Annotated in this window: 30 protein-coding genes; 11 read left to right on the top strand and 19 right to left on the bottom strand. The window is 70.8% G+C overall.

The window, feature by feature from the left end; genetic code table 11:
• Positions 1–10: 10 nt before the first annotated feature.
• The 6 genes from atpB to JGR64_RS01645 all read right to left on the bottom strand — a co-directional run bounded on the left by atpB (position 11) and on the right by JGR64_RS01645 (position 7,774).
• Positions 11–808 (bottom strand): F0F1 ATP synthase subunit A, encoded by a 798-nt coding sequence (atpB, locus tag JGR64_RS01670; RefSeq protein WP_199374807.1) that lies wholly within the window; start codon positions 806–808, stop codon positions 11–13.
• Positions 809–810: 2 nt separating this feature from the next.
• Positions 811–1,194: a hypothetical protein gene (locus JGR64_RS01665; RefSeq protein WP_199374806.1), complete on the bottom strand. Its 384-nt coding sequence runs from the start codon at positions 1,192–1,194 to the stop codon at positions 811–813.
• A 356-nt stretch (positions 1,195–1,550) separates the two neighbouring features.
• Positions 1,551–3,488 carry a peptidoglycan recognition family protein gene (locus JGR64_RS01660; protein WP_199374805.1) on the bottom strand — a complete coding sequence of 646 codons (1,938 nt, stop codon included), beginning with the start codon at positions 3,486–3,488 and terminating at the stop codon, positions 1,551–1,553.
• A gap of 228 nt (positions 3,489–3,716) precedes the next feature.
• Positions 3,717–5,531: a dihydrolipoyl dehydrogenase gene (gene lpdA / locus JGR64_RS01655; protein ID WP_199375144.1), complete on the bottom strand. Its 1,815-nt coding sequence runs from the start codon at positions 5,529–5,531 to the stop codon at positions 3,717–3,719.
• Positions 5,532–5,536: 5 nt separating this feature from the next.
• On the bottom strand, positions 5,537–6,943 hold the full coding sequence (locus JGR64_RS01650) for a dihydrolipoyllysine-residue acetyltransferase (protein ID WP_199374804.1): 1,407 nt from the start codon (positions 6,941–6,943) through the stop codon (positions 5,537–5,539).
• 78 nt (positions 6,944–7,021) lie between these two features.
• Entirely contained in the window at positions 7,022–7,774 is a 753-nt protein-coding gene (locus JGR64_RS01645) for a DUF2884 family protein (protein WP_199374803.1), read from the bottom strand.
• A 250-nt stretch (positions 7,775–8,024) separates the two neighbouring features.
• Between JGR64_RS01645 and JGR64_RS01640 the strand changes: the two genes are divergently transcribed.
• Complete coding sequence (locus JGR64_RS01640) at positions 8,025–8,657, top strand: OmpW family outer membrane protein (protein ID WP_199374802.1); 633 nt, start codon at positions 8,025–8,027, stop codon at positions 8,655–8,657.
• Between the two features lie 68 nt (positions 8,658–8,725).
• On the opposite strand, the gene JGR64_RS01635 is transcribed toward JGR64_RS01640, so the two are convergent.
• Positions 8,726–9,586 carry a DMT family transporter gene (locus JGR64_RS01635; protein ID WP_199375143.1) on the bottom strand — a complete coding sequence of 287 codons (861 nt, stop codon included), beginning with the start codon at positions 9,584–9,586 and terminating at the stop codon, positions 8,726–8,728.
• Between the two features lie 82 nt (positions 9,587–9,668).
• A complete protein-coding gene (locus tag JGR64_RS01630) occupies positions 9,669–10,721 on the bottom strand; it encodes an NAD(P)-dependent alcohol dehydrogenase (protein WP_199374801.1) in 1,053 nt (350 codons plus the stop codon).
• Between the two features lie 105 nt (positions 10,722–10,826).
• Between JGR64_RS01630 and JGR64_RS01625 the strand changes: the two genes are divergently transcribed.
• On the top strand, positions 10,827–11,309 hold the full coding sequence (locus JGR64_RS01625) for a YajQ family cyclic di-GMP-binding protein (RefSeq protein ID WP_199374800.1): 483 nt from the start codon (positions 10,827–10,829) through the stop codon (positions 11,307–11,309).
• Positions 11,302–11,868 (top strand): DUF1415 domain-containing protein, encoded by a 567-nt coding sequence (locus JGR64_RS01620; RefSeq protein ID WP_199374799.1) that lies wholly within the window; start codon positions 11,302–11,304, stop codon positions 11,866–11,868. Before JGR64_RS01625 ends, JGR64_RS01620 begins: the two co-directional genes overlap by 8 nt.
• Here the strand turns inward: JGR64_RS01620 and JGR64_RS01615 are convergent, their stop codons facing one another.
• On the bottom strand, positions 11,869–12,597 hold the full coding sequence (locus tag JGR64_RS01615) for a pseudouridine synthase (RefSeq protein ID WP_199374798.1): 729 nt from the start codon (positions 12,595–12,597) through the stop codon (positions 11,869–11,871).
• Complete coding sequence (locus JGR64_RS01610; protein ID WP_199374797.1) at positions 12,594–13,697, bottom strand: class I SAM-dependent methyltransferase; 1,104 nt, start codon at positions 13,695–13,697, stop codon at positions 12,594–12,596. The genes JGR64_RS01615 and JGR64_RS01610 overlap by 4 nt, the downstream gene beginning before the upstream one ends.
• A 123-nt stretch (positions 13,698–13,820) precedes the next feature.
• Here JGR64_RS01610 and JGR64_RS01605 point away from each other — a divergent pair, with 123 nt between their 5' ends.
• Positions 13,821–14,081, top strand: a complete 261-nt coding sequence (locus JGR64_RS01605) for a hypothetical protein (protein ID WP_199374796.1) — start codon at positions 13,821–13,823, stop codon at positions 14,079–14,081.
• Between the two features lie 7 nt (positions 14,082–14,088).
• Here JGR64_RS01605 and JGR64_RS01600 read toward each other — a convergent pair whose 3' ends face one another.
• Both JGR64_RS01600 and JGR64_RS01595 read right to left on the bottom strand, forming a co-directional pair.
• Entirely contained in the window at positions 14,089–14,541 is a 453-nt protein-coding gene (locus JGR64_RS01600; RefSeq protein WP_199374795.1) for a hypothetical protein, read from the bottom strand.
• Entirely contained in the window at positions 14,538–15,152 is a 615-nt protein-coding gene (locus JGR64_RS01595) for an RNA polymerase sigma factor (protein ID WP_199374794.1), read from the bottom strand. The genes JGR64_RS01600 and JGR64_RS01595 overlap by 4 nt, the downstream gene beginning before the upstream one ends.
• A 136-nt stretch (positions 15,153–15,288) precedes the next feature.
• Here JGR64_RS01595 and JGR64_RS01590 point away from each other — a divergent pair, with 136 nt between their 5' ends.
• Positions 15,289–15,615 (top strand): DUF6249 domain-containing protein, encoded by a 327-nt coding sequence (locus JGR64_RS01590; protein WP_199374793.1) that lies wholly within the window; start codon positions 15,289–15,291, stop codon positions 15,613–15,615.
• Between the two features lie 41 nt (positions 15,616–15,656).
• Here the strand turns inward: JGR64_RS01590 and JGR64_RS01585 are convergent, their stop codons facing one another.
• Positions 15,657–18,185, bottom strand: coding sequence for an FtsX-like permease family protein (locus JGR64_RS01585; protein WP_199374792.1), 2,529 nt, complete (start codon positions 18,183–18,185; stop codon positions 15,657–15,659).
• Positions 18,182–18,901 (bottom strand): ABC transporter ATP-binding protein, encoded by a 720-nt coding sequence (locus JGR64_RS01580; RefSeq protein WP_233348297.1) that lies wholly within the window; start codon positions 18,899–18,901, stop codon positions 18,182–18,184. Before JGR64_RS01580 ends, JGR64_RS01585 begins: the two co-directional genes overlap by 4 nt.
• Positions 18,902–19,030: 129 nt before the next feature.
• On the opposite strand from JGR64_RS01580, the gene JGR64_RS01575 reads away from it, so the two are divergent.
• Positions 19,031–19,666, top strand: coding sequence for an arylesterase (locus JGR64_RS01575; RefSeq protein ID WP_233348296.1), 636 nt, complete (start codon positions 19,031–19,033; stop codon positions 19,664–19,666).
• A gap of 18 nt (positions 19,667–19,684) precedes the next feature.
• Here JGR64_RS01575 and JGR64_RS01570 read toward each other — a convergent pair whose 3' ends face one another.
• The 3 genes from JGR64_RS01570 to JGR64_RS01560 form a co-directional block, all read right to left on the bottom strand.
• Complete coding sequence (locus JGR64_RS01570) at positions 19,685–20,392, bottom strand: M23 family metallopeptidase (RefSeq protein ID WP_199374790.1); 708 nt, start codon at positions 20,390–20,392, stop codon at positions 19,685–19,687.
• Between the two features lie 3 nt (positions 20,393–20,395).
• On the bottom strand, positions 20,396–21,436 hold the full coding sequence (locus JGR64_RS01565) for a L,D-transpeptidase (RefSeq protein ID WP_199374789.1): 1,041 nt from the start codon (positions 21,434–21,436) through the stop codon (positions 20,396–20,398).
• 64 nt (positions 21,437–21,500) lie between these two features.
• Positions 21,501–22,169 (bottom strand): murein L,D-transpeptidase catalytic domain family protein, encoded by a 669-nt coding sequence (locus JGR64_RS01560; RefSeq protein WP_233348340.1) that lies wholly within the window; start codon positions 22,167–22,169, stop codon positions 21,501–21,503.
• Between the two features lie 198 nt (positions 22,170–22,367).
• Here JGR64_RS01560 and JGR64_RS01555 point away from each other — a divergent pair, with 198 nt between their 5' ends.
• The 4 genes from JGR64_RS01555 (at position 22,368) to JGR64_RS01540 (ending at position 24,047) form a co-directional block, all read left to right on the top strand.
• On the top strand, positions 22,368–22,925 hold the full coding sequence (locus JGR64_RS01555) for a DUF3016 domain-containing protein (protein ID WP_199374787.1): 558 nt from the start codon (positions 22,368–22,370) through the stop codon (positions 22,923–22,925).
• An 11-nt stretch (positions 22,926–22,936) separates the two neighbouring features.
• A complete protein-coding gene (locus tag JGR64_RS01550; RefSeq protein WP_199374786.1) occupies positions 22,937–23,221 on the top strand; it encodes a DUF4031 domain-containing protein in 285 nt (94 codons plus the stop codon).
• Positions 23,222–23,247: 26 nt separating this feature from the next.
• Positions 23,248–23,709, top strand: a complete 462-nt coding sequence (msrB, locus tag JGR64_RS01545) for a peptide-methionine (R)-S-oxide reductase MsrB (RefSeq protein ID WP_199374785.1) — start codon at positions 23,248–23,250, stop codon at positions 23,707–23,709.
• 95 nt (positions 23,710–23,804) lie between these two features.
• Complete coding sequence (locus tag JGR64_RS01540; protein WP_199374784.1) at positions 23,805–24,047, top strand: DUF3297 family protein; 243 nt, start codon at positions 23,805–23,807, stop codon at positions 24,045–24,047.
• A gap of 38 nt (positions 24,048–24,085) precedes the next feature.
• Here the strand turns inward: JGR64_RS01540 and JGR64_RS01535 are convergent, their stop codons facing one another.
• Positions 24,086–24,514, bottom strand: a complete 429-nt coding sequence (locus JGR64_RS01535; protein ID WP_199374783.1) for a PepSY domain-containing protein — start codon at positions 24,512–24,514, stop codon at positions 24,086–24,088.
• A 184-nt stretch (positions 24,515–24,698) separates the two neighbouring features.
• Between JGR64_RS01535 and JGR64_RS01530 the strand changes: the two genes are divergently transcribed.
• Positions 24,699–26,219 carry an acetyl-CoA hydrolase/transferase family protein gene (locus tag JGR64_RS01530; protein ID WP_199374782.1) on the top strand — a complete coding sequence of 507 codons (1,521 nt, stop codon included), beginning with the start codon at positions 24,699–24,701 and terminating at the stop codon, positions 26,217–26,219.
• A 17-nt stretch (positions 26,220–26,236) separates the two neighbouring features.
• Here JGR64_RS01530 and JGR64_RS01525 read toward each other — a convergent pair whose 3' ends face one another.
• Entirely contained in the window at positions 26,237–26,620 is a 384-nt protein-coding gene (locus JGR64_RS01525) for a hypothetical protein (RefSeq protein ID WP_199374781.1), read from the bottom strand.
• Positions 26,621–26,697: the final 77 nt, after the last annotated feature.

Below are 26,697 nucleotides of genomic sequence, written 5' to 3'. Positions count from 1 at the left end.
GACGCGGGCCTCAGTGGCTGTCCTCGGACAGGCTGAGGTAGACGATGGACAGCATCATGAAGATGAAGGCCTGCAGCGGCACGACGAGGATGTGGAAGATCATCCAGCCGAAGCCGAACACCGCGCCGCCGATCAGGCCGACGATGCCGGCACCGCCAAGCACCCAGATCAGCAGGAAGACGATCTCGCCGCCGAACATGTTGCCGAACAGTCGCATCGCCAGCGAAATCGGCTTCGACAGCCATTCGACGATGTTGAGGATCAGGTTGAACGGCATCATCCACTTGCCGAACGGCGCCGTCAGGAATTCCTTGGTGAAGCCGCCGATGCCCTTCGCGCGCAGCGCGAAGAACAGCATCAGGAAGAACACGCTGATCGACATGCCGAGGGTGGCGTTGACGTCGGCGGTGGGCACCGGCTTCCAGTACTCCACGCCTACCCACGACAGCGGGATGGCGAAGAAGTCCGCGGGGATGAACTTCAGCATGTTCATCAGCAGGATCCAGAAGAACAGCGTGATCGCGATGGGCGTGACCAGCTTGCTGGAGCCGTGGTACGTGTCGCGCGCCTGGCGATCGACGAACTCCAGCATCATTTCCACCACCGCCTGCCACTTGCCCGGAACGCCCGCCGTCGCCCGGCGCGTACCCAGCCAGAACAGGAAGGTGATCAGCAGGCCCATCGCCACCGAGCTCACCAGCGTGTCGACGTTGACGGTCATGAAGCCGCCCTCGCCAACCTGCGCGGTGAGGTTCTGCAGGTGGTGCTGGATGTAGCTGGTGGGGGTCAGATCCGACTCAGCCGCCATGTTCAATGCTTCCCGTTTCGAGTAACGCCGGCCATTGCCAGCATCTGTACCACCAGGGCGACCACGACGCCGGCCAGCGCCGCGAGCGCAGGCAACCGCGCCACGCCTACCGCCAGAACCAGTGCCGCGACCACCACCACCCACTTCACCGCCAGGCCCAGCACCATGCGCATCAGCGCACCGGTCGCCGGCCCGACTCCTCCGCCCAGCGCCAGCGCGCCGGACAGCGCGCCGCCGATGGCGATGGCGCCACCCCCGGCCAGTGCCGCGAGGCTCCAGGCCGCCCCCACCGGGAGGAAGGCCAATGCAAGCACCGCGACCGCAACCACCTGCCAGATGAGTGCGCGCCGTACCAGCCGCCAGCCCTCGGCAACGGAAGTCAACACATGGGATCCTGTGGCTGTGGAGCGGGACCGCCAACAAACGGCCCCATCGAGCCCCGAAAGTATACCAGCCCCGGTGATCCCGAGCACCACCACCCCGTTCCGGAAGCGTGACCCGGCCCCGGATGCCGCTATTCAGTAAATTCATGCCGGAAAGCCCGGAACCTTCGCGAGGCACCGCTGTCCATCTTCTGCGCGTGGCCTGTGCACTCCTCGTCGATCCGTGCAGACCTCCGCCCGAAGCCCCGGCTGCTACCGGGGCTTCGCTTTTCTGGCGCCACCGGCCCGTGCCGGCCCCGGAACGGCGAAGCCCCGGCTGACGCCGGGGCTTCGGATTGCTGGCACGGTGGTTTGCAGACTCAGTTACGGGCCTGCACGTCGTCGATGTAGACGTTGAGGTCGTAGCTGGTATTGGCGTGGTACAGCCAGATCGCGTCGAGATGGACGCTGGACCCGGTGATCGCACCGTTGGCGTTGCCGACCCACGCGTCCCACTGCGCGGCGTCGGTGAGGCTCCACTGCACGTAGGTCCAGGTGTTGGCCGGCACGCTGCGGCTCACCGAGCGCTCGGTGCCGTCGCTGTCATCGACGCCGACGCCGACAGTCAGCCCGCTGCCCGCGGAAAACACCCAGAACCCGACCGAGCCGTTGGCGCGGGTGATCGCGGTGTTGCTGCCCGGGTTGCCGGAGCCCGACAGCAGGCGGACCGCCCAGCTGGCTGACGTCGCGGTGTTGTCCTTGAGCAGCACGCGCAGCGAACAGCTGCCGTTTTTGCGTGTGGCGCAGTCGCGGGTCGCCGTGGACGCCGCCGAGATCCCCGTGGTGCTCCCCGAGTACGCCGGGCCGGTGTTGAAGTGGCCGACGTTGCTCTCGAAGCTGTCGAGGATCCGCGTGGTGCCGCCGCTGCCGGGATTCAGGCGCGTGTAATACCCCGCCCAATTCCAGTTGATGCCCGGATCGGTATGCGTCTGGCCGGTGAAGTGCTGGTGACCCTTGACCTTGACGCTGGTGGGCAGAACGTTGATGCCGCTGCTGGGCGCGCCGCGGTACGCGCTTGCGCAGCTGATGGCGCTGTACTTGGCGCAGAAGTCGCGCACCAGCGCCGCCGACGCGTTGTACATCGCCGTGGTGTACCAGGCGCTGTTGTTGACGTAGCCCTCGTGCTCGATGCCCAGCGTGTAGCTGTTCTGGTTGCGCACGTGCCAAGCGGTGTGGGCGTTGCGCACCATCTGCGTGACCTGGCCGTCGGAACTGCGGATCACGTAATGGGCGCTGACACTGGACGTGGAGTTCTTGAACCAGCTGATGGTGCCGGCGTAGCTGCCCTGCGCGGTATGCAGCGTGACGGCGCTGACCGCGGCGGCGCGCGAGGCGTTGTAGTTGCTCGAATGCGCGGGGTCCCAGATCGCCGGGCCGTAGTCGGTACTCGCCGCGCCCACGTCGCCGCGCGCCGCGGCCGCATCCTTGCGCACCAGCTGTTCGCTGACCGGATCGATCGCAAAGGCATCGGTCTCGATGCGGTCGTTCTCCACGTCCAGGCGCACGAACGGCGCGTTCAACCGCGCCAGCTGCGTCGCCGGGAACGCGCGCTCCCAGGCGATCGCGCGCTGCGGCACGACCATGCCCTTCTCGTCGACGCCGCGGTCCATCGCCAGCAGCACGTCGAAGGCGAAGCTGGCGCGGGCGTAGTCCTCGATCGCGCCGCTGCCGGGCGCCTGCGCGAAGCCGGCATAGGCGGCCAGCACCGGCGCCAGCGCTTCGGGCGCGCGCACGTCGTGGCCGCGCAGGGCGCGGTCCAGCAGCACGGCGGCGGCCATGACGTTGGTGGCGGGATCGCGCTTCACGCGCCCGCCGCTCACGCCGAGCAGTGCCGCAGCCTCTGCCACCTGGTCGGCGAAGCCGTTGCCGGCGTACAGGCCCATCAGGCCGTGGGCTTCGGGCATGTGGTGATCGGCCATGGCGGCATCGGCCGCGGGCTGCACGTTGTGCCAGCGGCTCTGCACGAACGCGAGTGCCTCGAGCGTCCCGCGCGGGATCGCCGGATACGCGGCATAGGCGCGCGCGAAATACCCGGGATAGGCGGCGCGTTCCACGCGCAGGCGCGTCTCCTCATGGCGCAGGCGCGTTTCGAGCGCAGCTTCCTCGCGCTGCGCGGCCGCGTCGGCCAGCGCGTCCGCGCCGGTCACGGGCGCGCGCGGCACTTCGCGGGCAGCCGCGCTGCCGGCGGCCATGGCGCAGCACAGCACCCCGGCCGACAGCGTGGCCGCGGACAGTGCCCGTTTGCTTCGAATGCTCATTCTTTCCACCCCTCATGGCTGCGCTTGCGCGCGTTGACCCTCGTTCCCGATGCGGGAACCGCATGCAGGCGTCGCCGCCGGCGTCCCGAGTGGGCGCGCCGATGGCGGATGGCAACAGATGGGGCTGGCCCTAAGGCAGGTGGAACCGCGACGGCCGTCGCGTGTCGGCGCGCTGGCGGTCACGCAATGCGGTCCCGGGCACGCCGGGACCGCGCCGGGACATGCGCGTCAGCGCTTCTTCGGCAGGTACAGGTCGGTGATGGTGCCTTCGAAGATCTCCGCAGCCATCGCCACCGATTCGCCCAGCGTGGGGTGCGGATGGATGGTGTGGCCGATGTCGGCGGCTTCGGCACCCATCTCGATCGCCAGCGCGACTTCCGAAATCAGGTCGCCGGCGCGCGGGCCGACGATCGCGCCGCCGACGATGCGGCCGGTGGGCTCGTCGAACAGCAGCTTGGTGAAGCCCTCGCTGCGGCCGATGCCGACCGCGCGCGCGCTTGCCGCCCACGGGAACTTGCCGACGCCGACCTTCAGGCCCTTGGCCTTCGCCTCGGTCTCGGTCACGCCCACCCAGGCGATTTCGGGATCGGTGTAGGCGACGGACGGGATCACCCGCGCCACCCACTCGCGCTTCTCGCCGGCGGCGACTTCAGCCGCGAGCTTGCCTTCATGCGTCGCCTTGTGGGCGAGCATCGGCTGCCCGACCAGGTCGCCGATGGCGAAGATGTGCGGCACGTTCGTGCGCATCTGCAGGTCGACATCGATGAAGCCGCGCTCGCCGACCTTCACCCCGGCCTTGTCGGCGCCGAGCTTGCCGCCGTTGGCGCTGCGGCCCACCGCGACGAGCACGCGGTCGAACTGGTCGCCCGCGGGAATGCTCTCGCCTTCGAAGCTGCAGGAAATGCCCTGCTTCCCGGCCTTGGCCTCGACCACCTTGGTCTTCAGGTGGATGGACACGCCCTGCTTCTTCAGGCGGTCGGCCAGCGGCTTCACCAGGTCCTTGTCGGCACCCGGCATCAGCTGGTCGGCCAGCTCGACCACGGTGACCTCGCTACCCAGCGCGCGATACACGGTGGCCATTTCCAGGCCGATGATGCCGCCGCCGACCACCAGCAGGCGCTTGGGCACGTCGGCCAGCTGCAGCGCGTCGGTGGAATCCATCACCCGCGGGTCGTCCCACGGGAAACCCGGCAGCTTCAGCGCCTGCGAACCGGCGGCGATGATGCACTGGCCGAAGCGCAGCAGCTGCGCCTTGCCGTCGGCGCCGGTGATCTCGAGTTCGTTGGCCGACACGAATGCGCCGCTGCCGGTCACCACGCGCACCTTGCGCTGCTTCGCCATGCCGGCGAGGCCCTTGTTGAACTGCGCGACCACGCGCTCCTTGTGACCGCGCAGGCCGTCCAGGTCGATCCTGGGCGCGCCGAAGCTGATGCCGTAGTCGGCCGCATGCGCGGCCTCGTCGATGACTTCGGCAGCGTGCAGCAGCGCCTTGGACGGGATGCAGCCGACGTTGAGGCACACGCCGCCGAGCTGTGCATAGCGCTCCACCAGCACCACGTCGAGCCCGAGGTCGGCGGCGCGGAACGCGGCGGTGTAGCCGCCGGGGCCGGCGCCCAGCACCACCAGCGCGCATTCGATGTCGGCGGTGCGGCCGCTGGCGGCCGCGGCCTGCGCCGCCACGGGCTCGGCCGGGGCGCGATGCGAACGCGTGACCGGCGGCTTGCCGGGGCCGGCGCCGGACGATGTGCTCGCGGGTGCGGGAGCAGCGGCAGCCGGCGGAGGCGCGGACGCGCCCGCTTCGCCCGCGGCCTCGATGATCGCCACCACGCCGCCCTCGGAAATCGTGTCGCCGACCTTGACCTTCAGCTCGCGCACCACGCCCGCCGCCGACGACGGCACTTCCATCGTCGCCTTGTCGGATTCGAGCGTGACCAGGCCCTGGTCCAGGGCAACCGTGTCGCCGACCGCGACCAGCACCTCGATCACCGGCACGTCGTCGTAGCCGCCGATGTCGGGGACCTTGACCTCGACCCGGCCTGCCACGGCGCTCACAGCAGCACCCGGCGCATGTCGCCGAGCACCTGCGCCAGGTACGCGGTGAAGCGCGCGGCGGCGGCGCCGTCGATGACGCGGTGGTCATAGGACAGCGACAGCGGCAGCACCAGGCGCGGCTGGAACGCCTGGCCGTCCCAGACCGGCTTCATCGCCGACTTCGAAACGCCAAGGATGGCGACTTCCGGCGCGTTGACGATCGGCGTGAACGACGTGCCGCCGATCCCGCCGAGCGAGCTGATCGAGAAGCAACCGCCGCTCATCTGCGCGGGACCGAGCTTGCCGTCGCGCGCCTTCTTCGCCAGATCGCCGGTCTCGGCGGCGATCTCCAGCAGGCCCTTGCGGTCGCAATCGCGCACCACCGGCACCACCAGCCCGTTCGGCGTGTCGGCGGCGAAGCCGATGTGGAAATACTTCTTGAGCGTGAGGTTCTCGCCCGACGCATCCAGCGAAGCATTGAACTCGGGGTACTTCTTCAGCGCAGCCACGGCGGCCTTCATGATGAAGGCAAGCATGGTCAGCTTGGCGCCGGACTTCTCGTTTTCCTTGTTGAGCGCGACGCGCAGCGCCTCGAGCTCGGTGACGTCGGCATCGTCGTGCTGGGTGACGTGCGGAATCATCGCCCAGTTGCGCGCGAGGTTGGCGCCGGAGATCTTCCTGATCTTCGACAGCGGCTGCACTTCGATCTCGCCGAACTTGCTGAAGTCGACCTTCGGCCACGGCAGCAGGTCCAGCCCGCCGCCCGCGCCGCCCGACGCGGGACCCCGCTGCAGCGCCGACTTGACGAACTGCTGCACGTCCTCGCGCACGATGCGGCCGCCGCGCGCGGTGCCGCTGACCTGCGACAGGTCGACGCCCAGCTCGCGTGCGAACAGGCGCACGGCCGGGCTGGCGTAAGGGAGCTTGCCGGGGATCAGCGCGTCGCCTTCGAAACGCACCGCCGGCTGGCCGCTGACCGACGGCGTCTTCGCGGCCTGGCTGTCGATCGACGCCTGGGCGATGTTGTCGGGCTTGGCCGCTACCGCCACGGGCGCGACCTGGTCGCCGGTTTCCACCGCGGCCGTGGCGCTGGCGGCCGCGGCTGGCTGGGCGCGCCCGCTGTCGGCGGTGGCGTCGGCGCTCTTCGTGCCTTGAGTTGCGTCGTCAGCCTTCGCCTCCGCTTCGCTCGGCTCGATCAGCGCCACCACCCCGCCCTCGGAGATGGTGTCGCCCAGCTTGACCCTGAGCTCCCGCACCACGCCGGCGAACGGCGCGGGCACTTCCATCGTGGCCTTGTCGGATTCCAGCGTGACCAGGCCCTGGTCCTTGGCGACCGTATCGCCCACGGCGACGAGCACCTCGATGACCGGCACGTCGTCATAACCGCCGATATCCGGCACGCGCGCTTCCTGGGGACTGGCCATCCGGCACTCCACGATCTGGGGAGGGGCTATTGTGGCCCCGCTGCCGGAATGCGCCAACCTCGCCAAGCCCTTAGGGCGTCAACCGCCAGCCGCGCGGCTCCCGGTGTCCACCCGGTGCAGATCCAGCGCGCGCCCGTCCGGCAGGCGGAACTCGAGCGCGTCGTCGATCGCATCCAGGGCTTCCATGCGCCGGCACAACGCCTGCGCATCGGCCTCGAGCGCACGTGCGCGCGGCTCCACCAGCGCCTCGATCTCGGCATCCAGGGATTCCAGGCGCTGCAGGCGGCTGGCGTCGCCGCTGAACGCGGCGCGCAGCGCGCCGCCGACGATGTCGCCGACCAGCGCCGGCACCGCCTGGGCGACGGCCGCTCCGATGGCGTCGTTGAGCTGCTCGCGGTTGAAACGGCTCGGGGTCACCGACGCGGCGAGCGCGGCATCGAGCTCCCTGCGCACGCCGGCGAACTTCTGCCGCGCCGCATCCGGATCGCTGCCGAAGCCGGCCGCCACCTCGCCCAGCACCTCGAAGGCAATGCCGGCGGCCTGGCGCGCGACTGACGCGGCCAGCGGCATGGCCGCACGCGCCTCGCGCTCATAGTCCACCAGGCGTCGCGCGTCGGCGTCGGACACCTGCACCCAGCGGTCGTCGATGAACAAGCGCCCCTTGCGCACCAGCACGGTGTGCGGCGACGCGCCCCTGTCGAGCAGGATCACGCTCTTCTCGCTCAGGTGGAAGTCGTAGTCGCTGTCGATATCGCAGTCGACGGAGACATCAGCGGCGGCGACGCCGCCGCAGGCCAACATCAGGGAAGCGGCGATGGCGATCTTGCGCATGTGGGCCTGGACGCGGGGTTCGGGGCCATGAATCTAGCGAATCGGGTGCCTCGCCGATACCTGCCATTCGCCGCCGTGACCAAGGTCATCCCGTTCACGTTGGTCGCCGCCCGGTGCAGGGCCTGAATCCGATGTGTGGAAGTTCCCTTCCGCCCGCCGCGTCGACAAGCGCGATTCATCGACGCGTCGCTACCGTGGCTGCGCCCCACTCCCCGGGGCATACATGTCCTTAAAGAGGAGACCTCCCCCAATGTCCCCCAAGCAGAATATTTCCCGCGTTGCCAAGCTGGCCATTCCCGCCGCCCTGGCGCTCGCCATCGTGCCGGCGGCCTTCGCCGCGGACGGCGCCGGCAAGCATGTGTCGGTCGTGGGCGGCTATTCCATGGTCGAACCCACCCGCAACCCCGAAATCGCCGGCGCGCGCACCGAGTTTGCCGGTGAAGGCACGCCGACACTGGGCGTCACCTGGCACGCCACCGACAACATCGGCGTCGAAGCCTGGGGTGCCGACGGTTACGGCCAGCGCGTGACCTCCGGCGGCCAGAAGGTCGGCAGCGTCGACGCCCAGCCCTATTCGCTGAGCGGCCAGTACCGGTTCGGCACCGTGGAAAGCACGGTGCGCCCGTTCGTCGGCCTGGGTTACCACCAGACCAACTACAACAAGGAGTCGGCCACCCCGGCCGGCGACCGCGTTGGCGTGGAAACCGCCGAAGGCGCGGTCGCGACGGTCGGCATGGACGTCAACATCAGCCCGACCTGGTTCGCGCGTGCCGACGCACGCTATTTCCAGAGCGATTCCGACGTGAAGATCAACGGCGTCAAGGCTGGCGATGCCAAGCTCGACCCGGTGATGGTGGGCGTCGGCATCGGCGCGCGCTTCTGATCCATCCGGCCACGGCCGCAGGGTCACCGATGTAAACGGAGCGGGCCCGCAAGGGCCCGTTCCGCGTTTCAGGCGCTGCCAGGCGGGACCGGTGGAGCGACGCCGCGCACCACGCGCTCGCGCCGCATCAGGTACAGGCCGCTGACCACGATGATCGCGGCGCCGAGCCAGGTCATGGCATCCGGCAGCACCTGCCACAGCACCACGTCCAGCAGCACCACCCAGACCAGCGCGGTGTACTCGAGCGGCGCCACCAGAGACGCCTCGCCGAGCCGGAAGGCGTGGGTGAGAGCCACCTGGCCGAGCGTGCCGAACAGCGCCACGCCCCCGAGCAGCCAGCCGTCCACCGCGCGCAGCGGCACCCATTGCGGCCAGGCCAGCAGCCCGGCGCCGATCGCGACCATCGCCAGGAACCAGAACACCAGCGCCTGGGCGCTGTCGCGCTGCGCCAGCATGCGCACCGTGACCACCGAAGCCGCGTAGCAGACGGTCGCCCCCAGCACCAGCAGGCCGGCGCGCGTCATCACCCCCTCGCCGCCCGGGCGCAGCACCACCAGCACGCCCAGCATGCCCACCGCGATCGCCGTCCAGCGCCGCGGCCCGACGTGCTCGCGCAGCAGCGGCACCGCCATCGCCGTCACCAGCAGCGGGCCGACGAAGCTGATCGCGTACGCGGTCGACATCGGCAGGTCGCGCAGCCCGGCCACGAAGCACGACAGGAACACCACGCCCAGCACGCCACGCAGCAGGTGCAGCGGCCAGTGCACGCGCAGCAGCGCCGGCAGGCCGATGCTCGCCGCCGCCCAGGCCAGCACCAGCGGCAGGCCGACCATGCCGCGCAGCGCCGCCACCTGCATCGGCGGGTAATGCCCGGCGAGCTGCTTCATGCACGCGTCCATCGCGCACAGCACCAGTACCGCGAACAGCATCGCGATCACCGCGTGGCGGTGCTGGCGGTCCCCGGCGGCAGCCGCGGCCGCGATGGCGTCGGGCGCGATCTCCACCCGCGGCTCAGGCTGCGCCGAAGCTGGCGGCGTCGATCACGAAGCGATAGCGCACGTCGCTGCGCAACATGCGTTCGTAGGCGTCGTTGATGTCGGCGATGTCGATCAGCTCGATGTCCGACACCACGCCGTTGGCCGCGCAGAAATCCAGCATCTCCTGGGTCTCGCGGATGCCGCCGATCAGCGATCCCGCCAGGCGCCGGCGCGCCATCACCAGCGAACCCGCGCCCACCAGCGTCGGCTCCGGCATGCCCAGCAGCACCATGGTGCCGTCGACCTTCAGCATGCCGAGGTAGAGGTTGTAGTCGTGCGCGGCGGACGCGGTGTCGAGGATCATGTGGAAGCGGCGCGCGAGCTTCTTGCCGGCCGCCGGATCCTTGCCCACCACCTCGAACGCGTGCGCGCCGAGCGCCTGCGCGTCCGCGCGCTTGCCCTCCGACGTGCTGAGCACGGTCACGTTGGCGCCCAGCGCCACGCCCAGCTTCACCGCCATGTGCCCCAGCCCGCCGAGGCCCACCACCGCCAGCTCGTCGCCGGCCTTGAGGCCGAAATGCTTCAGCGGCGACCAGGTGGTGATGCCGGCGCACAGCAGCGGCGCCGCGCGGTCCAGCGGCAGCCCCTCGGGAATGCGCAGCACGTAGTCCTCGTGCACGGTGATGCGCGTGGAGTAGCCGCCCTGGGTGGGCTCGCCGGTGCTGCGGTCGCGACCGGCGTAGGTGCCGACCATGCCCTCGGCGCAGTACTGCTCCTCGCCGGCCTGGCAGTGTTCGCAGGTGCGGCAGGAATCGACGAAGCAGCCGACGCCAACCGCATCGCCCACCTTGTAGCGGCTGACGCCCTCGCCGACCGCGGCGACGTGGCCGACGATCTCGTGGCCGGGCACCAGCGGGTAGTCCATCGGGCCCCAGTCGCCGCGCACGGTGTGCAGGTCGGAATGGCAGACCCCGCAGTAGCGGATGTCGATCAGCACCTCGCCGGTGCGCGGCGCGCGGCGCTCGAGCGTCCACGGGGCGAGCGGCGACGTGGCCGACGTGGCGGCATAGGCGGCGGTCTTGTGCATGGGGGGCACCTGGGTCTGAGGGGGGAGCCGCCATGATGCCGCGCGGCGGGCCGGCGTGCGCGGTGCGGTACCCTGTCGGCCCCCGGAACCCGCCAGAAAAAAGCCATGCCCTCCTTCGATATCGTCTCCGAAGTCGACACCCACGAGCTGACCAACGCCGTGGACCAGGCCAACCGCGAACTCGACACCCGCTTCGACTTCAAGGGCGTGGAGGCGACGTTCACGCGCGAGGACAACGTGATCTCGCAGTCCGCGCCCAGCGAGTTCCAGCTGCAGCAGATGACCGACATCCTGCGTGCCCGCCTGGCGGCGCGGAAGATCGACACCCGCTGCCTCGAGTTCGGCGACGTCGACACCAACCTCGCCGGCGCGCGCCAGAAGATCACCGTCAAGCAGGGCATCGAGCGCGAGATGGCGAAGAAGATCGGCAACGAGATCAAGGCCGCCAAGCTCAAGGTCGAGACCCAGATCAACGGCGACAAGCTGCGCGTGACCGGCAAGAAGCGCGACGACCTGCAGGCCGCGATGGCGCTGCTGCGCAGCAAGGAATTCGAGCAGCCGATCCAGTTCGACAACTTCCGTGACTGAGTCCACCGGCACCGGGGCGGCGCCCGACGCGCCCGACTACCTCGGCGACACCTCGCGCTGGCTCGAGCGCGCGGTCATCGGCCTCAACCTCTGCCCCTTCGCCAAGGCGGTGGTGGCCAAGGGCCAGGTGCGGATGGTACTGAGCGAGGCGCGCGACGCCGCGAGCCTGCTGGAAACGCTGGGCGCGGAGCTGCTGCACCTGCGCGACACGCCGGCCGAGGCCACCGACACCACGCTGATCGTGCATCCGCACGTGCTCGCGGATTTCCTCGACTACAACGACTTCCTGGAACACGCCGACGCGCTGGTCGGCGAACTCGACCTGGAAGGCGTGCTGCAGGTCGCGAGCTTCCACCCGCACTACCAGTTCGCCGGCAGTGCGCCGGACGACATCGCCAACTTCACCAACCGCTCGCCGTGGCCGACCCTGCACCTGCTGCGCGAGGACAGCGTGTCGCGCGCGGTGGACGCATTCCCGGATCCGGACGCGATCATCGAGCGCAACGTCCGCACGCTGGAAGAGCTCGGCCACGCCGGCTGGCGCAAGCTGCTCGACTGATTACGGCGCGGGCGTCGTGCCGGCGCCACCCACCGCGTACAGCTGCGCTCGGTCGCCGTCGTCCAGCAGCCGCCACGCGCCTTCGGGCAGGTCGCCGAGCGTCAGCCCGCCCACCTGCGGCCGGTGCAGTGCGACCACGTGGTTGCCGACCGCGGCGAACATGCGCCGCACCTGGTGATAGCGGCCCTCGTGCAGGGTCAGCCGCGCGCGGTCCGGCGCGAGCACCTCGAATCCGGCGGGCAGCAGCGGGGTCTTCTCGGATTCGAGCATCAGCGTGCCGCTGGCGAAGATCGCCGCCTCGTTGCCACGCAGCGGCTCGGCGAGCGTGGCCTCGTAGACCTTGGGCAGCCCGGCCTTGGGCGAGATGATCCGGTGCAGCAGCTGGCCGTCGTCGGTCATCAGCAGCAGCCCGCTGGTCTCGCGGTCAAGGCGGCCGACGGTGGACAGCGTGGGCGAGCGCAGCGCGAACCGCGGCGGCAGCAGGTCGTAGACCAGGCGCCCGCGATCCTTGGCGGAACAGGTATGTCCGGTCGGCTTGTGCAGCATCAGCAGCATGCCGGGCGCCGGGTCGAGCGGCTCGCCGTCCACGCGCACGTCGTCGCGCTCCGGCTGGTCATCGGCGTACAGCACCTCGCCCGCGGCGTCGGTGACGCGGCCCTCGCGGAACATCGCGGCGACCTCCTTGCGGCTGCCGTGGCCGAGGTTGGCCAGCATGCGTACCAGCTTCACCGCCAGCGCGCCTCGCGCTCGGGGCGCACCGGGCGCGCGGGAGGCTTGGGCAGGGACTTCACCGCTTCCACCACCTTGAAGCCATCGTGCTGCGCGACCAGGCGCACGGTGCCGAAGCCGGCCCCCAAGGCCTCCTCATAAGGAAGGTGGCGGTTGGCCACCAGCCACAACCGGCCGCCCGGCTTCAGCGCCTGCGCGGCGCTGGCGATGAAGGCGCGGCCGATGTCGGGCCGCTCGGCGCCGCCGGGCACGTGGAACGGCGGATTGCTCACGATCACGTCGTACTGGCCGGGGACACCGGCGGTGACGTCATGCCAGTGGAAGCCGAGCGCCACCCGCGGCGAGAACCCCGCGAGGTTCTCGCGTGCCAGCTGCAGCGCGCGCGCCTCGGCTTCGAAGGCGTCGAGCGCGGTGATGCCCGGGTTGCGCGCCAGCAGCTCGCCGGCGAGATAGCCCCAGCCCGCGCCGAAATCGGCGACGCGGCCAACGAGGTCGGCCGGCAGGTGGTCCGCCAGCAGCTGCGATGCCGGATCGATGCGGTCCCAGGCGAACACGCCGGGCCGGCTCACGAAGCGGTCGCCGGCAATGCGCCGCGGCGCATCCAGCGTGCGCCACTGCGCCGCCAGCGCGGCATCGCCCCGGCCGTCGGCACGGGCATGGAACACGCGGCACTTGTGCTTGCTGCGCGTCACCACGCTGCCGGCGATGCGGGCGAAATCGGCTTCCGCGGACTTCGCACCGGCGTCATTGGCGACGCTGGCAATCACCGTGCCACCGGGGGCGACCCGCGCGAAGGCCTCGGCGAACAGCGCGCGCGCCTCGTCGCGCTGGCGCGGCGGCAACAGCAGCACCAGCGGCCAGCGGCGGGCGTCGCCGGACGCGTCGGCGGGATCGCGGACGCTGAACCCGGCGCTCGCCAGTGCGGCGGCATCCGGGCGATAGCCCTGCTCGCACACCAGTCCGGGTCGGTCCTGCGCCTGCAGGGCCGCGCCGGCGCGCGCACGCAGGAACAGTGCGCCGTCCGCCGGCCAGGCGAGTTCGCCTTCGGCAAAGGGCAGCAGCAGCGCGTCGAGCGCGGGATCGCCGTTGGGGCCTGGCATGGGGGTCGGTTCGCGGGGGAAGGGACGGCGATTCTACGTGAGGGGCACCGGCGCGCCGGTTTCATCGCCGTTGAACGCCGCAGCGGCGAGGATGACTGCAGACCCGAACACCCTGGAGGCACCATGCGCCTGCTTTTTGTCGGCGGCCCCGTGGACAACACCGAGATCGCGTACGACGGCGGCGAGCCGCCCGCCCACTACCCGCCCGACACCGGCAGCGGGCATTCGCGGTATCGGCTGCACCTGGTCGGCCGCGCCGGGGGCGCACCCGTCTACGCCGTGTACGGGGCGCCGGATCTCGCCGCGTCCGAGGTGAACGGCACCGCGGCCGAGCGCGATTACGCGCGCCGGTTCAGCGTCGACGAGGAAAGCGCGCCGACCTGAGCGGAGCTCAGGCGGCCGCGTGGCCGCCCTTGCCGCGGTGACCGGGGTTGCCGCCGCGCAGCCCGTCGATGCCCCACGACACGACCGCGCAGGCCGCAGCCACCAGCACCCAGCGCAGTGCGTCCTCGCCGAGGAGGGCCACCGACGCCTGCCACCAGCGCATGCCGAACAGCACCAGCACCGCAGCCAGCGCCACGGGCATCAGCGCCAGCAGGATGCGCAGCAGCACGCGCTCCAGGCGGCCGTCGGGCACCGCCCGCGCTTCACCACGGACGAGTGCAGCGACCTGCACCGCGAAATCCGCCGGCAGCTCCGGCGGCGACGCGTGGCGCGCCGCGGCGGCCACCGGCCGGTACGCCGCCACCAGCGGATCGTCGTGGGGCGCCGCAGCGCGGCCGTGGTGCATCGCGCGCTCCTGGGCCTGCCATTCGCGTTCGTCGATCGGGGGATGCGGGTTCATGCGGCGACTCCAAAGCGAAGTTCCAGCACCGCGCGCAGGGCTTTGCGCGTACGGAACAGGTGGCTCTTGATGGTGCCCTCGGCGAGTCCGGTGATCGTGGCGATCTCCGCGATCGGCAGCTCTTCGAGGTGGTACAGGGTGAGCAGGGTGCGCTGCAGCGGCGGCAGCGCGTCGATCGCCGCGTGCAGGTGGCGCGCCTCGTCCGCTTCGGCGTGCGCCGCGGCGAGGTCGAACGCATCCGCCACGCGCTCGGCCGGCGCCAGGGCATCGCCATCGATCGGCTCCGCCAGCGGGATCCGGCGGCGCTCGAGGTGGCGCTTGGCCACCGAGTACGCCACCTGCGCGATCCATGCCTTCAGCGGCGCGTCCGCGCGGTATTGCGGCAGGTAGCGGTGCACGCGCAGGAACACCTCCTGGCACAGCTCGCGGGTGTCCTCCGGGTGCCGCACCATGCGCTGCACCACGTGCCACGCCAGCCGCTGGTAGTCGCGCACCAATGCTTCGAACGCACCGGGCGTGCCCGCGAGCACCGCGGCGACGCGCTCGGCGTCGTCGCCGCACGCGTCATCTGGCGCCAGGTTGGCGCGGCCAGCGGTAAACACGGGATCCATGTGCACGGGATACGCCTGGCAGGCCTGCGGTTGCAAGCGATCGCGCAGTGATCCAGCTGCAACCGGCGGCGCGGCCCCCGTATCCACTCCAGCAAGCCGCCGATCCGCGCGGCATCACCAACCCAGGGACCCTGCCATGAACTTCGAAGTCTTCATCCCGATCGTGCTCTTCGCCTGCATTTACCTGTCGATCAAGGCCGTCGTCGACGCCCGCACGCGGCGGGAGATGGTCGCCAGCAACGGCTCGGAAGCCATGGCGCGCTCGATCCTCGAAGGCGAGGAGGCGCGCCGCCGCCAGGCCTCGCTGCGCTGGGGCACGGTGCTGGTGCTGCTGGCCATCGGCTTCGCGGTCATCGAGGCGATGGGCTGGCGCGAAGCCACGCCCGGCGCGTTCGCCGTGCTGCTGGGCGCCACCGGCCTCGGCAACCTGGCGGCGTACTTCATCGCCAAGCGCGTCGGCTGAGGGTGGGGCCGCGGCCACACGGCCCCGGCCTCCAGCCCCCTTCAGCCCTGCAGTTCGCGCAGGGTCACCGCCGGGGGTGCATCCAGCACCCGGCGCGTGGCGAACAGCCCGGCCACCAGCGCCGCCGCCACGCCGACCGCCGCGCCGATCGCCACCATCGCCAGGTCCGGCTGCCACGGCAGGTCGAACACGCGCTTGGCGATCACCCCGGCCAGCACCGACGCGGCGATCGCCGCCACCACCCCGGAAATCAGGCCGATGGCGGCGAACTCCGAGGCCTGCGCCAGGCGCAGCTGCCAACGGCTGGCGCCGAGCACGCGCATCACCCCGCCCTCCAGCAGGCGCTCGTCCTGGCTGGCGCTGATGGCCGCCAGCAGCACCAGCACGCCAGCTGCAAGGGCAAACCAGAACACCACTTCCACCACCGTCGACACCTGGTCGGCGGTGGCGCGCACCTGGTCGAGCACCGCGTCGACATCGATCACCGAGACGTTCGGGTACTTGCCGACCAGTGCGCGGGTGAACGCGGTGTCGCCGCGCGGCACGCCGACCGCGGTGATCCAGCTGGCCGGGTAGGAGTCGAGTGCGCCGGGCGAGGCGAGCACGAAGAAATTCGGCTTGAAGCTCTCCCAGTCCACGCTGCGCAGCGAAGTGACGGTGCCCTCCATCCGGCGCCCTGCGATGTCGAACGCGATGCGGTCGCCAAGCTGCCAGCCCAGTGATTCGGCAAAGCCCTCCTCCACAGACAGTTCGGTGGCGGCCAGCGGCGCCGCGCCCCAGAAGCGTCCCGCGGTGACGCGGTTGTCGTCGCCCAGCACGGACGTGGTGGACAGGTTGAACTCGCGTTCCGCGCGGCGCTGCGCGCGCCGCCCGTCTTCCGCGTCGTCGGCGGACGCCGCGATGTCGGCGGTGTCGACCGCCTCTCCGTTGCGCGTGGCAAGGCGGCCACGGACCATCGGATACAGCACCGGCTCGCCGAGCCCCTGTTCCGCCAGCAGCGCGCGCACACCCGGCATCTGCTCCTGCTGCACGTTGATCACGAAGCGGTTCGGCGCGTCCTCGGCCAGTGATACCCGCCAGCGGTCGAGCAGGTCGGTGCGCACGAAGGTCAGCAGCAGCAGCGCCATCAGGCCGAGGCCGAGCGCCGAGACCTGCGCGATGCTGGTGCCGGCGCGGCGGCTGACGTTGGCCAGGCCGTAGCGCAGGCTGCCGCGCAGGCGCGTGCGCAGCCGGCGCACGACCAGGATCAGCAGCCAAGCGAGCGTGGCCAGCACCAGCAGGGTCACGGCAATGCCCGCCAGCATCGCCAGGCCGAGCGTGGCCGAGCCGGCCTGCCACCACAGCAGCGCCGCCATGCCGCCCAGCCCGGCCAGCGCCACCAGCCAGGCGCTCGGCTCTGTGGCATCCAGGTCGCGGCGCAGCACGCGCAGCGCGGGCACACGGCGTAGCGCCAGCACCGGCGGCGCGGCAAACGCCAGCAGCACCACCATGCCGACGCCCATGCCCTGCAACGCCGGCAGCGGGCCGGCCGGCGGGATGCCGATGCCGAGCAGACCCGCCAGCCACGCGCCGATCGCCCACTGCAGCCCATAGGCGATCGCGATCCCGACCGCACAGGCCAGCAGCCCCAGCAGCATCAGTTCGCCGACATGGATCACCACCAGCGTGCGCTGGCTCGCACCCAGGCAGCGCATCACCGCCGCGCCCTGCAGGTGGCGCGCGCTGTGCCGGCGTGCGGCCATCGCCACCGCCACCGCCGCCAGCACCACCGACACCAGTGCGGCGAGGCCGAGGAAGCGCCCCGCGCGGTCGAGCGCGGAGCGCACTTCCGGACGCGCATCCGCCGCCGTTTCCAGGCGCTGGCCGCGCTGCAGGCCATCGCGCGCAGCGCTGGTGAACCGGTCCACCGCCGCCGCGTCGCCGGCCACCACCAGGCGATAGCGGATGCGGCTGCCTTCCTGCACCAGCCCGGTGGCGCCGAGGTCGTCGAGGTTGAGGAACACCCGCGGCGCGACGTTGAAGTAATCGAGTGCCGCGTCCGGCTCCTGCACCACGATCGCCGCCAGCCGCAGCCGCGATTCGCCGATGCCGACTTCGTCGCCGATACCTGCGCCGAGCGTTTCCGCGCCGGCGCGGCCCATCCACAAGGTGCCCGGCGCGGGCACGCCGGTCGCGTCGCGCTCGATGCCGTCGGCACCCGCGATGCGGAAGCTGCCGCGCAGCGGGAAGCCCGCGCCCAGCGCGCGCAGCTCGCCAAGCTTCAGCTGCGCGGCTTCGCCCTCTCCGACGCGGATCATGGTGTCGAGCCCGACGGTGTCGGCATGGCGCAGGCCGGGCGCGCGCGCGGCCTCGCGCAGCGGCCCCGTGATCGGCGCGTCGCCGCGCAGCACGGCGTCGCCGCCGAGCAGGCGGTTGGCTTCGATCGCCAGCGCGCGCGCGGCGCGGTCGGTGACAAAGCCGACCGCGGTCACTGCGACGACTGCCAGTACCAGCGCCGCCAGCAGGATGCGGATGTCGCCGGAGGCGAGGTCGCGGCGCAGCTGCCGCGCGGCGAGTGCGAGCGCCCTCATGCCGCGGCGCGCGCGTCGTCGGCGACCAGGCGCCCGCTGTCGAGGCGCAGCGTGCGCCGGCAGCGGTGCGCGAGGTGCTCGTCGTGGGTCACCAGCACCAGCGTGGTGCCGAGGTCGGCGTTGAGCGCGAACAGCAGCTCGATGATCGCCTGCCCCGTGCGCGTGTCCAGGTTGCCGGTGGGCTCGTCGGCGAACAGCAGCGACGGCCGGGTGACGAACGCGCGCGCCACCGCCACGCGCTGCTGCTCGCCGCCCGACAGCTGCCGCGGGTAGTGGCCCAGGCGCTCACCCAGGCCGACGCGCAGCAGGATCTCGCGCGCCGGGCCTTCCACGTCGCCGTCGCCGCGCAGCTCCAGCGGCAGCATCACGTTTTCCAGGGCGGTGAGTGACGGCAGCAGCTGGAAATTCTGGAACACGAAGCCGACCTTGGCGCCACGCACCTTTGCGCGCCCGTCCTCGTCGAGGGTCGACAGCGGCGCGCCGTCGATCCGCACATCGCCGCTGCTGGGCGTGTCGAGCCCGGCGAGCAGCGACAGCAGCGTGCTCTTGCCCGAGCCCGACGCGCCGACGATCGCCACGCTGTCGCCGGCCGCAATCTCGAAGCCGACGCCGTCGAGGATCACCAGTTCGCCGGCCGGCAGCATGACGCGCTTGCCGAGGTGCGTGGCTGAGAGCGCAGGCAGCGCGGCGGACGGGGTTACGGTGGAATCGGGCATGGATGGAGGACCTTCGTGGGGGCATGATGTCCGGCCGGGGCGCGTGGCGCGCCGCGGGCAGCCGGATCGGAGGAATGGATGGCGACAGGATATTGGGCGATGTGCCGCCAGGTCCAAATGGCGTTGGGTTTGTGCATCCTGCTCCTGGCAGGCGTCGCCCAGGCGCAGGGCCGGCCGGCGGCCACCGCGCCCGACGACGCGCGCGACGATGCGCCGGCGCGCACGGTGCTGGTGATGGGCGACTCGCTGTCGGCCGCCTACGGCCTGCGCGCCGACCAGGGCTGGGTGGAGCTGCTGGCGCAGCGCATTTCCGCCGAGCGCCCCGGCTGGCGCGTGGTCAACGCCAGCATCAGCGGCGAGACCAGCGCCGGGGGGTCGTCGCGCATTGCCCGCGAAGTGGTGCGCCAACAGCCGGCGGTGGTGGTGATCGCGCTCGGCGCCAACGACGCGCTGCGCGGGCTGCCGCTGGCGGAGCTCAAGCACAACCTGGCGCGCATGATCGGCGCCTCGGAGCACGTCGGCGCGCGCGTGCTGCTGGTCGGCATGCGCATGCCGCCCAACCTCGGCCCTGAATACACGCAGGGCTTCGAGCGCACCTACCGCGATCTCGCCACCTTCTTCGACATCCCGCTGCTGCCGTTCCTGCTCGAACCCATCGCCGCCGACCGCGGCAACTTCATGGACGACAACCTGCACCCGGTTGCCGAGGCGCAGCCCGCCATCCGCGACCATGTCTGGCCCGCGCTGGCGCCACTGCTGCGCTGAGGGGCCCCGCGGCGGGCGTCAGGGTGTCTTGCCGGTGAACACCGGGAAGGGGTCGATGGCGGTGCCCTTCCACCACTGCTTCTCCGGTCCGAGCGCGAAGATCGCAAAGTGCAGGTGCGGCCCCGCAGGATCGGCGTTGCCGGTGCTGCCGACGTAACCGATGACCTGGCCCTGGCGCACCTGTTGCTTCTCGGCCAGTCCCGGCGCGTAGCGGTCCAAGTGCGCGTAGTAGTACGCATAGCGGCCACCGGGCTCGAACTGGTAGATGGTCAGCCCGCCCTGCCTGCTGTCGAACAGCTTCTCGACATGGCCATCGGCCACCGCCAGCACCGGCGTACCGGTAGGCGCCATGATGTCGATCGCCTCGTGCACCCTGCCTTCGCTGCGCGCATCCTCGAACGTTGGCGACAGCTGTGCGGGCGTCACGCCCTGCACCGGCACCACGAGCCCCGATGGCAAGGGCTCCGGAGCGGCGACGCGCGGTTCGGCGCCGGTGTCGACGGGCAGCGTCGGCGCGGGCGCGGGCGCAGGCGTCGGTTGAGACGTCGAGACCGGGCGGACAGCACGCTCGCCGGGCACGGCGTCGGGCATCGCGGGATCCGCGGCCGCGACCGCCGGCGCCGGCGTGATCCGCAGGATCCGCGCGCGTTCGGCGCGCGACATCCCCGCCAGGTGCACGAGCGCCGCCAGCAGCAGGCCGGCAAGGACCATGGCGACGTATTTCATGGACTATTCCTGCAGGATCGCTGGAACGCCCGGCTTCACCGCGGCGGCCAGCGTCAGCACGTTCCAGTTGCTCAGGCGGATGCAGCCGTGCGAATCGGTCTTGCCGACATTGGCCGGTACCGGCGTGCCATGGATGCCGTAGTGCTCCTTCGACAGATCGACCCAGGCCACGCCGACCGGGTTGTTGGGACCCGGCTGCAGCGTCGCCTTGGCGTGCGCGGGATCGGCATCCCAGAACAACTCCGGGTTGTAGTGGAACGTCGGGTCGCGCGCGACGCCCTTGATCGTCCACTCGCCGATCGGCAGCGGGTCGTGCTTGCTGCCGGTCGAGGCCGGGAATTGCGCCACCACCTTGCCGTCGGCCGCCACCAGCTGCACCACGGAATCGGACTTGTCGACCACCACCTTGGCGATCTCCGGCAGCGGCGCGGCGCCGGACACGTTCGGCACCACGATGCGCGTGCCTGCGGCGGCCAGGTCCTTGCCGGGATTGAGGCGCTGCAACAGCGTGGGGCTGGCGTGGAACTTCTCGCCCAGCGCCTCGGCGGCGCTCTCGAAGCCCAGCGTGTCGAGCTTCGACTTCTCCATCATGTCTGTGGGCAGCTTGCGGAACGGCCCGGCGACGTCGGCGGCGGCAATCGCATGCTCCACCAGCACCGGCGCGGTATCGGCGTTCAGCGCCTTCCAGGTGGCTTCGTCAAGCGCGCCACTCGCCTCGAGGTCGCGGCTGCGCTGGAACGCGGCGATCGCGCGCCGTGTATTCGAACCCCCGCGGCCATCGATCTCGCCGGGCGAGAAATGCGCGCGATCGAGAAGCACCTGCGCGCGCAGCATCGCGTCGTTGCCCGTCGTGGTCGTGGCGACGTTGGCGGGATGGTCGGCGCCGGCTGCCTGCGGCTGGACGGTCGCATCCGGGACCTTGGCGGCGGCGGGCACGACCGGCGTCGCGCCGGGGGGCAGCGCCGGCTCCTGCGCGGCGACAAGCGGCGACGCGCTGAAGAGGATCGCGCACAGCGCGAGGGCAAGCGGCTTCGCTGGAGTCATGCGGACGTCCTTGGTGTGCAGGGTCCGGCGATGCTGCGCGAGCCGTCGGCGATGCCGCGTGAAATCAGCGCGCTGCGCGCGCCTTTCGTTCAGCCCGGGGGCAATGCAGGAATCGCGACCCGTTCAACCAGGACGCGTCGCGGGCGTATGCGAACACCAGCTGGCCGTCGCGCAGGTCGTCGATCACCGCGCGCGCGACCCCGGCACGCACCGCCGGACATCCCCAACTGCGCCCCAAGCGGCCCTGCCTGCGGGCCTGTGCCGGATCTACATAGTCGGCGCCATGCATCACCAGCAACCGCTCGCGCGCGGCATCGTTGATGCCGGGCTCGAGCCCGTCCATGCGCAGCGAATAGCCGTTCTCCCCCATGTAGGTCTCGGCGGTGGCGAACAGGCCCAGGCTCGACTGGTAGCTGCCTTCGACATTGGAGAAGCGCGTCGCCATGTTGTCGCCGCTGCCGCGGCCGTGCGCCACGTGCTCGGCGTGCAGCAGCGCTCCGCGGTCAAGGTCGAATATCCAGAGCCGCTTTTCAGTCGACGGCAGCGTGTAGTCGATGACCGCGAGGCGCTCGGCGCCGGAGCCCGCGACACCCGCCGCGCGCGCGCAGTCGCGCGCCTCCAGTGCAAGCGCCAGGACCTTGCGGTCGAGCCCGGGCGCCGCGGCCGACAGGCGCGCCAGCAGGTCCTGGGCGTGCGCCAGCGGCGCGGCCGCGAGCAGCAGCGCAAGCAGCATGCCGGGCAGGCGCGCGGGCGGTGGATGGAGGTGGCGGCACGAGAGGTTTGGCATCAGTACAAGGTGCAGCCGCATGACCGGCTGCACAAGGCGCCGCACAGGAACGCCCGGAAACGCCTCGACTCGATGCGTTCCATCGGGTTTGCCGCGGCCATTGCGCGCGCGCAGAATGCCTGCAGACATTCGACGGAGCCTGCCATGGCCACGCTCGCACGGATCATCGTCCTCGTGCTCGCCACCCTGTTCGCGAGCCACGCCGAAGCCCGCTCGACCAACGTCACCGACGCCGACTATCCGCGCGCGCTCGAAGCGGAGGGCCCGGTTGCCGTGGCATGGACCAATCCGGAGCAGTTCACCGAGGTCCGCTACAGCCGCAACCGCTTCGAAGCCGTGCGCGGCGATTGGGTCCGCGACCTCGCCGGGTACCTGCGCACGACATCCGCCGCGGCGCTCGCCGACGGCGAGCGGCTGGACGTGGTGATCACCGACATCGACCGCGCGGGCGACTACGAGCCGGCGATGCACCGCCTGGCAGACGTGCGCGTGGTGCGCGACCTGTACCCGCCGAGCATCGCGCTGCGCTTCACCCTCCACGATGCCGGCGGCCAGGTGCTTGCCGAGGGCGAACGCCGGCTGACCGACCTGGGGTTCCTGAGCTCGTCGGTCGGCATTCCGCTGTACACCGACGCGCTGCGACACGAGAAGCGCCTGCTCGAGCGCTGGGTGCGCAACGAGCTGCGCGCACCGCGGCGCTGAGACGCGAAGCAGTGGCGGTGTACGTGGATGACGCGGTCACGCTCTGGCGCGGCCGGCGCTGGGCGCACCTGATGGCCGACACGCTGGCGGAGCTGCATGCGTTCGCCGACGGCCTCGGCATGCCGCGCCACGCGTTCCAGGACAAGACCAGCGGCGCGCACTACGACGTCACCGCGGAACTCCGCGAACTCGCCATCGCACGCGGCGCCGTGCCGATCTCGCGCCACCACGACCGCGCGCGGCTGCGCCAGGTCATCGCCAACGCGCGCGCGCAGGGCCGGCGCAAACCCGATTGAATGCACACCATCCCCCGGAGCAGGCCATGACCACGTTCGACCTCACCCCGCCCAGCGACGACGCGCGCAGCGCCATCAGCCGCACGCTCGACGACGACGCGCGCCGCGTGATGCTGGCGCACGGCACGGAAGCACCGTTCTGCGGCGCGTTCCTCGACAACAAGCGCGACGGCACGTACTGCTGCGGCTTCTGCGGCCTGCCGCTGTTCCGCTCCGATGCCAAGTTCGATTCCGGCACCGGGTGGCCCAGCTTCTTCGCGCCCTACGATCCCACGCACATCCGCTACATCCGCGACAGCAGTCACGGCATGGTGCGCATCGAAGAAGTCTGCGCGCGCTGCGGAAGCCACCTTGGCCACGTGTTTCCGGACGGCCCGCCACCCACGGGCGAGCGCCATTGCCTGAATTCGGTATCCCTGCAGTTCACGCCGCGCGGCGAGCTGCTGCCCGACATCCTCGGCCGCGGCGAGCGCGTCATCGCCGACTGAACATCGCGGGCCGGCTGCAGGGCCCGCCCGCGCCGCGTATCCTTTGCCGCCGCGCGGGACTGCCGCGCGCACCATCGCACCAGGACCGCCACGCCATGACCGACACCCCGCCGGACCGCCTCAGCAACGACCCGCGCAGCGCGCACCACGACGATGCCGCCATGCAGCGCGGCGTCGGCATCCGCTTCAACGGCGAAGAGCGCACCAACGTCGAGGAATACTGCGTCAGCGAGGGCTGGATCCGCGTTGCCGTGGGCCGCGCGCTGGACCGCCGCGGCAACCCGATGACCATGAAGATCAACGGCAAGGTCGAGCCCTACTTCCGCGACGAAGCCTGAGCCGGGTGTCGCGGGACGCCAAGGCGCCCCGCGGCCGATCAGTCCCGGGCCTTGCCGACCACCTCGCCGGTGGCCGGATCGAGGGTCAGCTTGAGGTCCTTGCCGCTGGCGTCCTCGGCCTCCGCCGTCCACACGCCGTCGTCGAACTCGACATCGTGCACGTTGCCGTACCCAGCCACGGCCAGTTTGGCGCGCACGTCGTCTTCGCTGAGCGTGGCCACGCTGTCTTCCGGGAACACCTTGCCGGTGGCCGGATCGATGCGCAGCTCGACACGCTGGCCGTCGGCGCTGCGCGCATCGGCCTTCCACATTCCATCGTCGAACTTGACGTCGTTGACCTTGGTGTAACCCTGGGCCTCGAGCGCCGCGCGCACCTGCGGCGCGGTCATCGTGTCGTCCGCCGCGGCGACCTGGCCTGCACCGAAAGCGAACGCAAGCGCGATACCGAGCGTAGTCAGTCTGTTCATGGGTTGCTCCTGTGAGGGGGGCCGAGTATTGGCGGCACGATGCGAATCACCGATGAAGGCGGCCGCCACCGGTATGGATGCGTTCATCGGCAACGCTGCTTTCCACCCGGACCCGAGGCTTGCGCGACGTCGCCGGTAGAATGGCGATTGCGCGTGTGTGCGCGCAGCCAGGAGCCCCGCCGCTGTGACCGACCGTATCCTCAACCCCGCGCTGCGTGAACGCCTGAAGTCGGCCGACGAGGCCGCTGCGATGATCCAGCCGGGCATGACCGTGGCGATGAGCGGATTCACCGGCGCGGGCTATCCGAAGGCAGTGCCGCTGGCCCTGGCTGCGCAGATCGAGCGCGCCAATGCGGCCGGCGGGCGCTTCCGGATCAAGGTCCTGACCGGCGCGTCGACCGCACCGGAACTCGACGGCGCGTTGGCCAAGGTCGACGGCATCGAGATGCGCCTGCCGTTCCAGTCCGATCCGATCGTGCGCGGGCAGATCAACGACGGCAGCCTCGACTACATCGACATCCATCTCAGCCATGTCGCGCAGCACGCCTGGTTCGGATTCTTCGGCGACATCGACATCGCCGTGATCGAGGTCACCGCGATCAACGCCGACGGCACGCTGGTGCCCTCGTCCTCGGTCGGCAACAACAAGACCTGGCTCGACCTCGCCGACAAGGTGATCATCGAGGTCAACCGCTGGCAGCCGTCCGAGATGGACGGCATGCACGACATCTATTACGGCACGGCGCTGCCGCCCGACCGCAAGCCGATCCCGCTGGTGGCACCCGGCGACCGCATCGGCGAGCCCTGGCTGCGCGTCGACCTGGACAAGGTCGTGGCCGTGGTGGAGACCGATGCACCCGATCGCATCGGCGCGTTCGCGCCACCGGACGAGGCATCGGAACGGATCGCCGGCCACCTGCTGGAGTTCTTCGCCCACGAGATCAGTCGCGGCCGCCTGACCGACCACCTGCTGCCGCTGCAGTCGGGCATCGGCAACGTCACCAACGCGGTGCTCTCGGCGCTGGCCAAGGGCGGCTACAAGGGCCTGTCTGCGTTCACCGAAGTCGTCCAGGACGGCATGCTCGAACTGGTCAGCGAAGGCGTGCTGTCGATGGTGTCGGCGACCTCGTTCTCGCTCAGCCCGGCGGGCACCGAGGAGTTCAAGCGCAACGTCGACTTCTACCGCAAGCACATCGTGCTGCGGCCGCAGGAGATGTCCAACCATCCCGAACTGATCCGTCGGCTCGGCTGCATCGCCATGAACGGCATGCTCGAGGCGGACCTCTACGGCAACGTCAACTCCACGCACGTCGCCGGCACGCGGATCATGAACGGCATCGGCGGCAGCGGCGACTTCGCGCGCAACGCCTACCTGTCGGTGTTCATGTCGGCCAGCACCGCCAAGGACGGGCGCATTTCCAGCATCGTGCCGATGGTCAGCCACGTCGACCACACCGAGCACGACACCATGGTGGTGGTCACCGAGCAGGGCCTGGCCGACCTGCGTGGACTGTCGCCCAAGCAGCGCGCGCGCCTGGTCATCGAGCGCTGCGCGCACCCGGACTACCGGCCGATGCTGCAGGACTACTTCGACCGCGCCTGCCGCGACAGTTTCGGCAAGCACACGCCGCACCTGCTTGGCCAAGCGCTGTCGTGGCACCAGCGGCTGGTCGAATCCGGCAGCATGCGGCCCGCCGACGCTTGACCCGCGCCGCCGGTGGCTCAGTCCTCCGGCGGACTTCCGTAGCGCAGCCAGAGCCCGGCGATGCGTTCGTCGGAGAACACGCGCGCCTGGAACCCGGCCTGGGTGGCCGACAGTTCGCAGTGCTCGATCTGGTCCAGGCCATTCGGCTTGACGTGCGCGATGCGCATGCCTTCCAGCCCGCTGCCCACCAGCATGGCCACCAGCGACTGCCAGTCCTGCGCGGTCAGCGCGGGGCCGCGCAACTCATCGACGAGCATCAGGTGCCGCGCGGGTTCGCGGGCGACCTCGGCGACGATGGCGCGCCAATAGGCCATGGTGGCCGCCAATGACGCCGGGCCGCGCACATGGGTGCGCACCGTCGCCCCCGGCTCGCGGGCGATGACGATCGAGAGTTCATCCATTTGACCGCTGGCCCGCCCTGCGTGCTGGATGGCCAAGCTAACGCCTAAGTCGGGAAAGCGAGGCCAGCCGGCTGCAA

Source organism: Luteimonas sp. MC1572 (assembly GCF_016615815.1).
Lineage (GTDB): Bacteria > Pseudomonadota > Gammaproteobacteria > Xanthomonadales > Xanthomonadaceae > Luteimonas.
The sequence above is the reverse complement of the archived record's forward strand: the minus strand, read 5'-3'. Positions and strand labels throughout refer to the sequence as shown.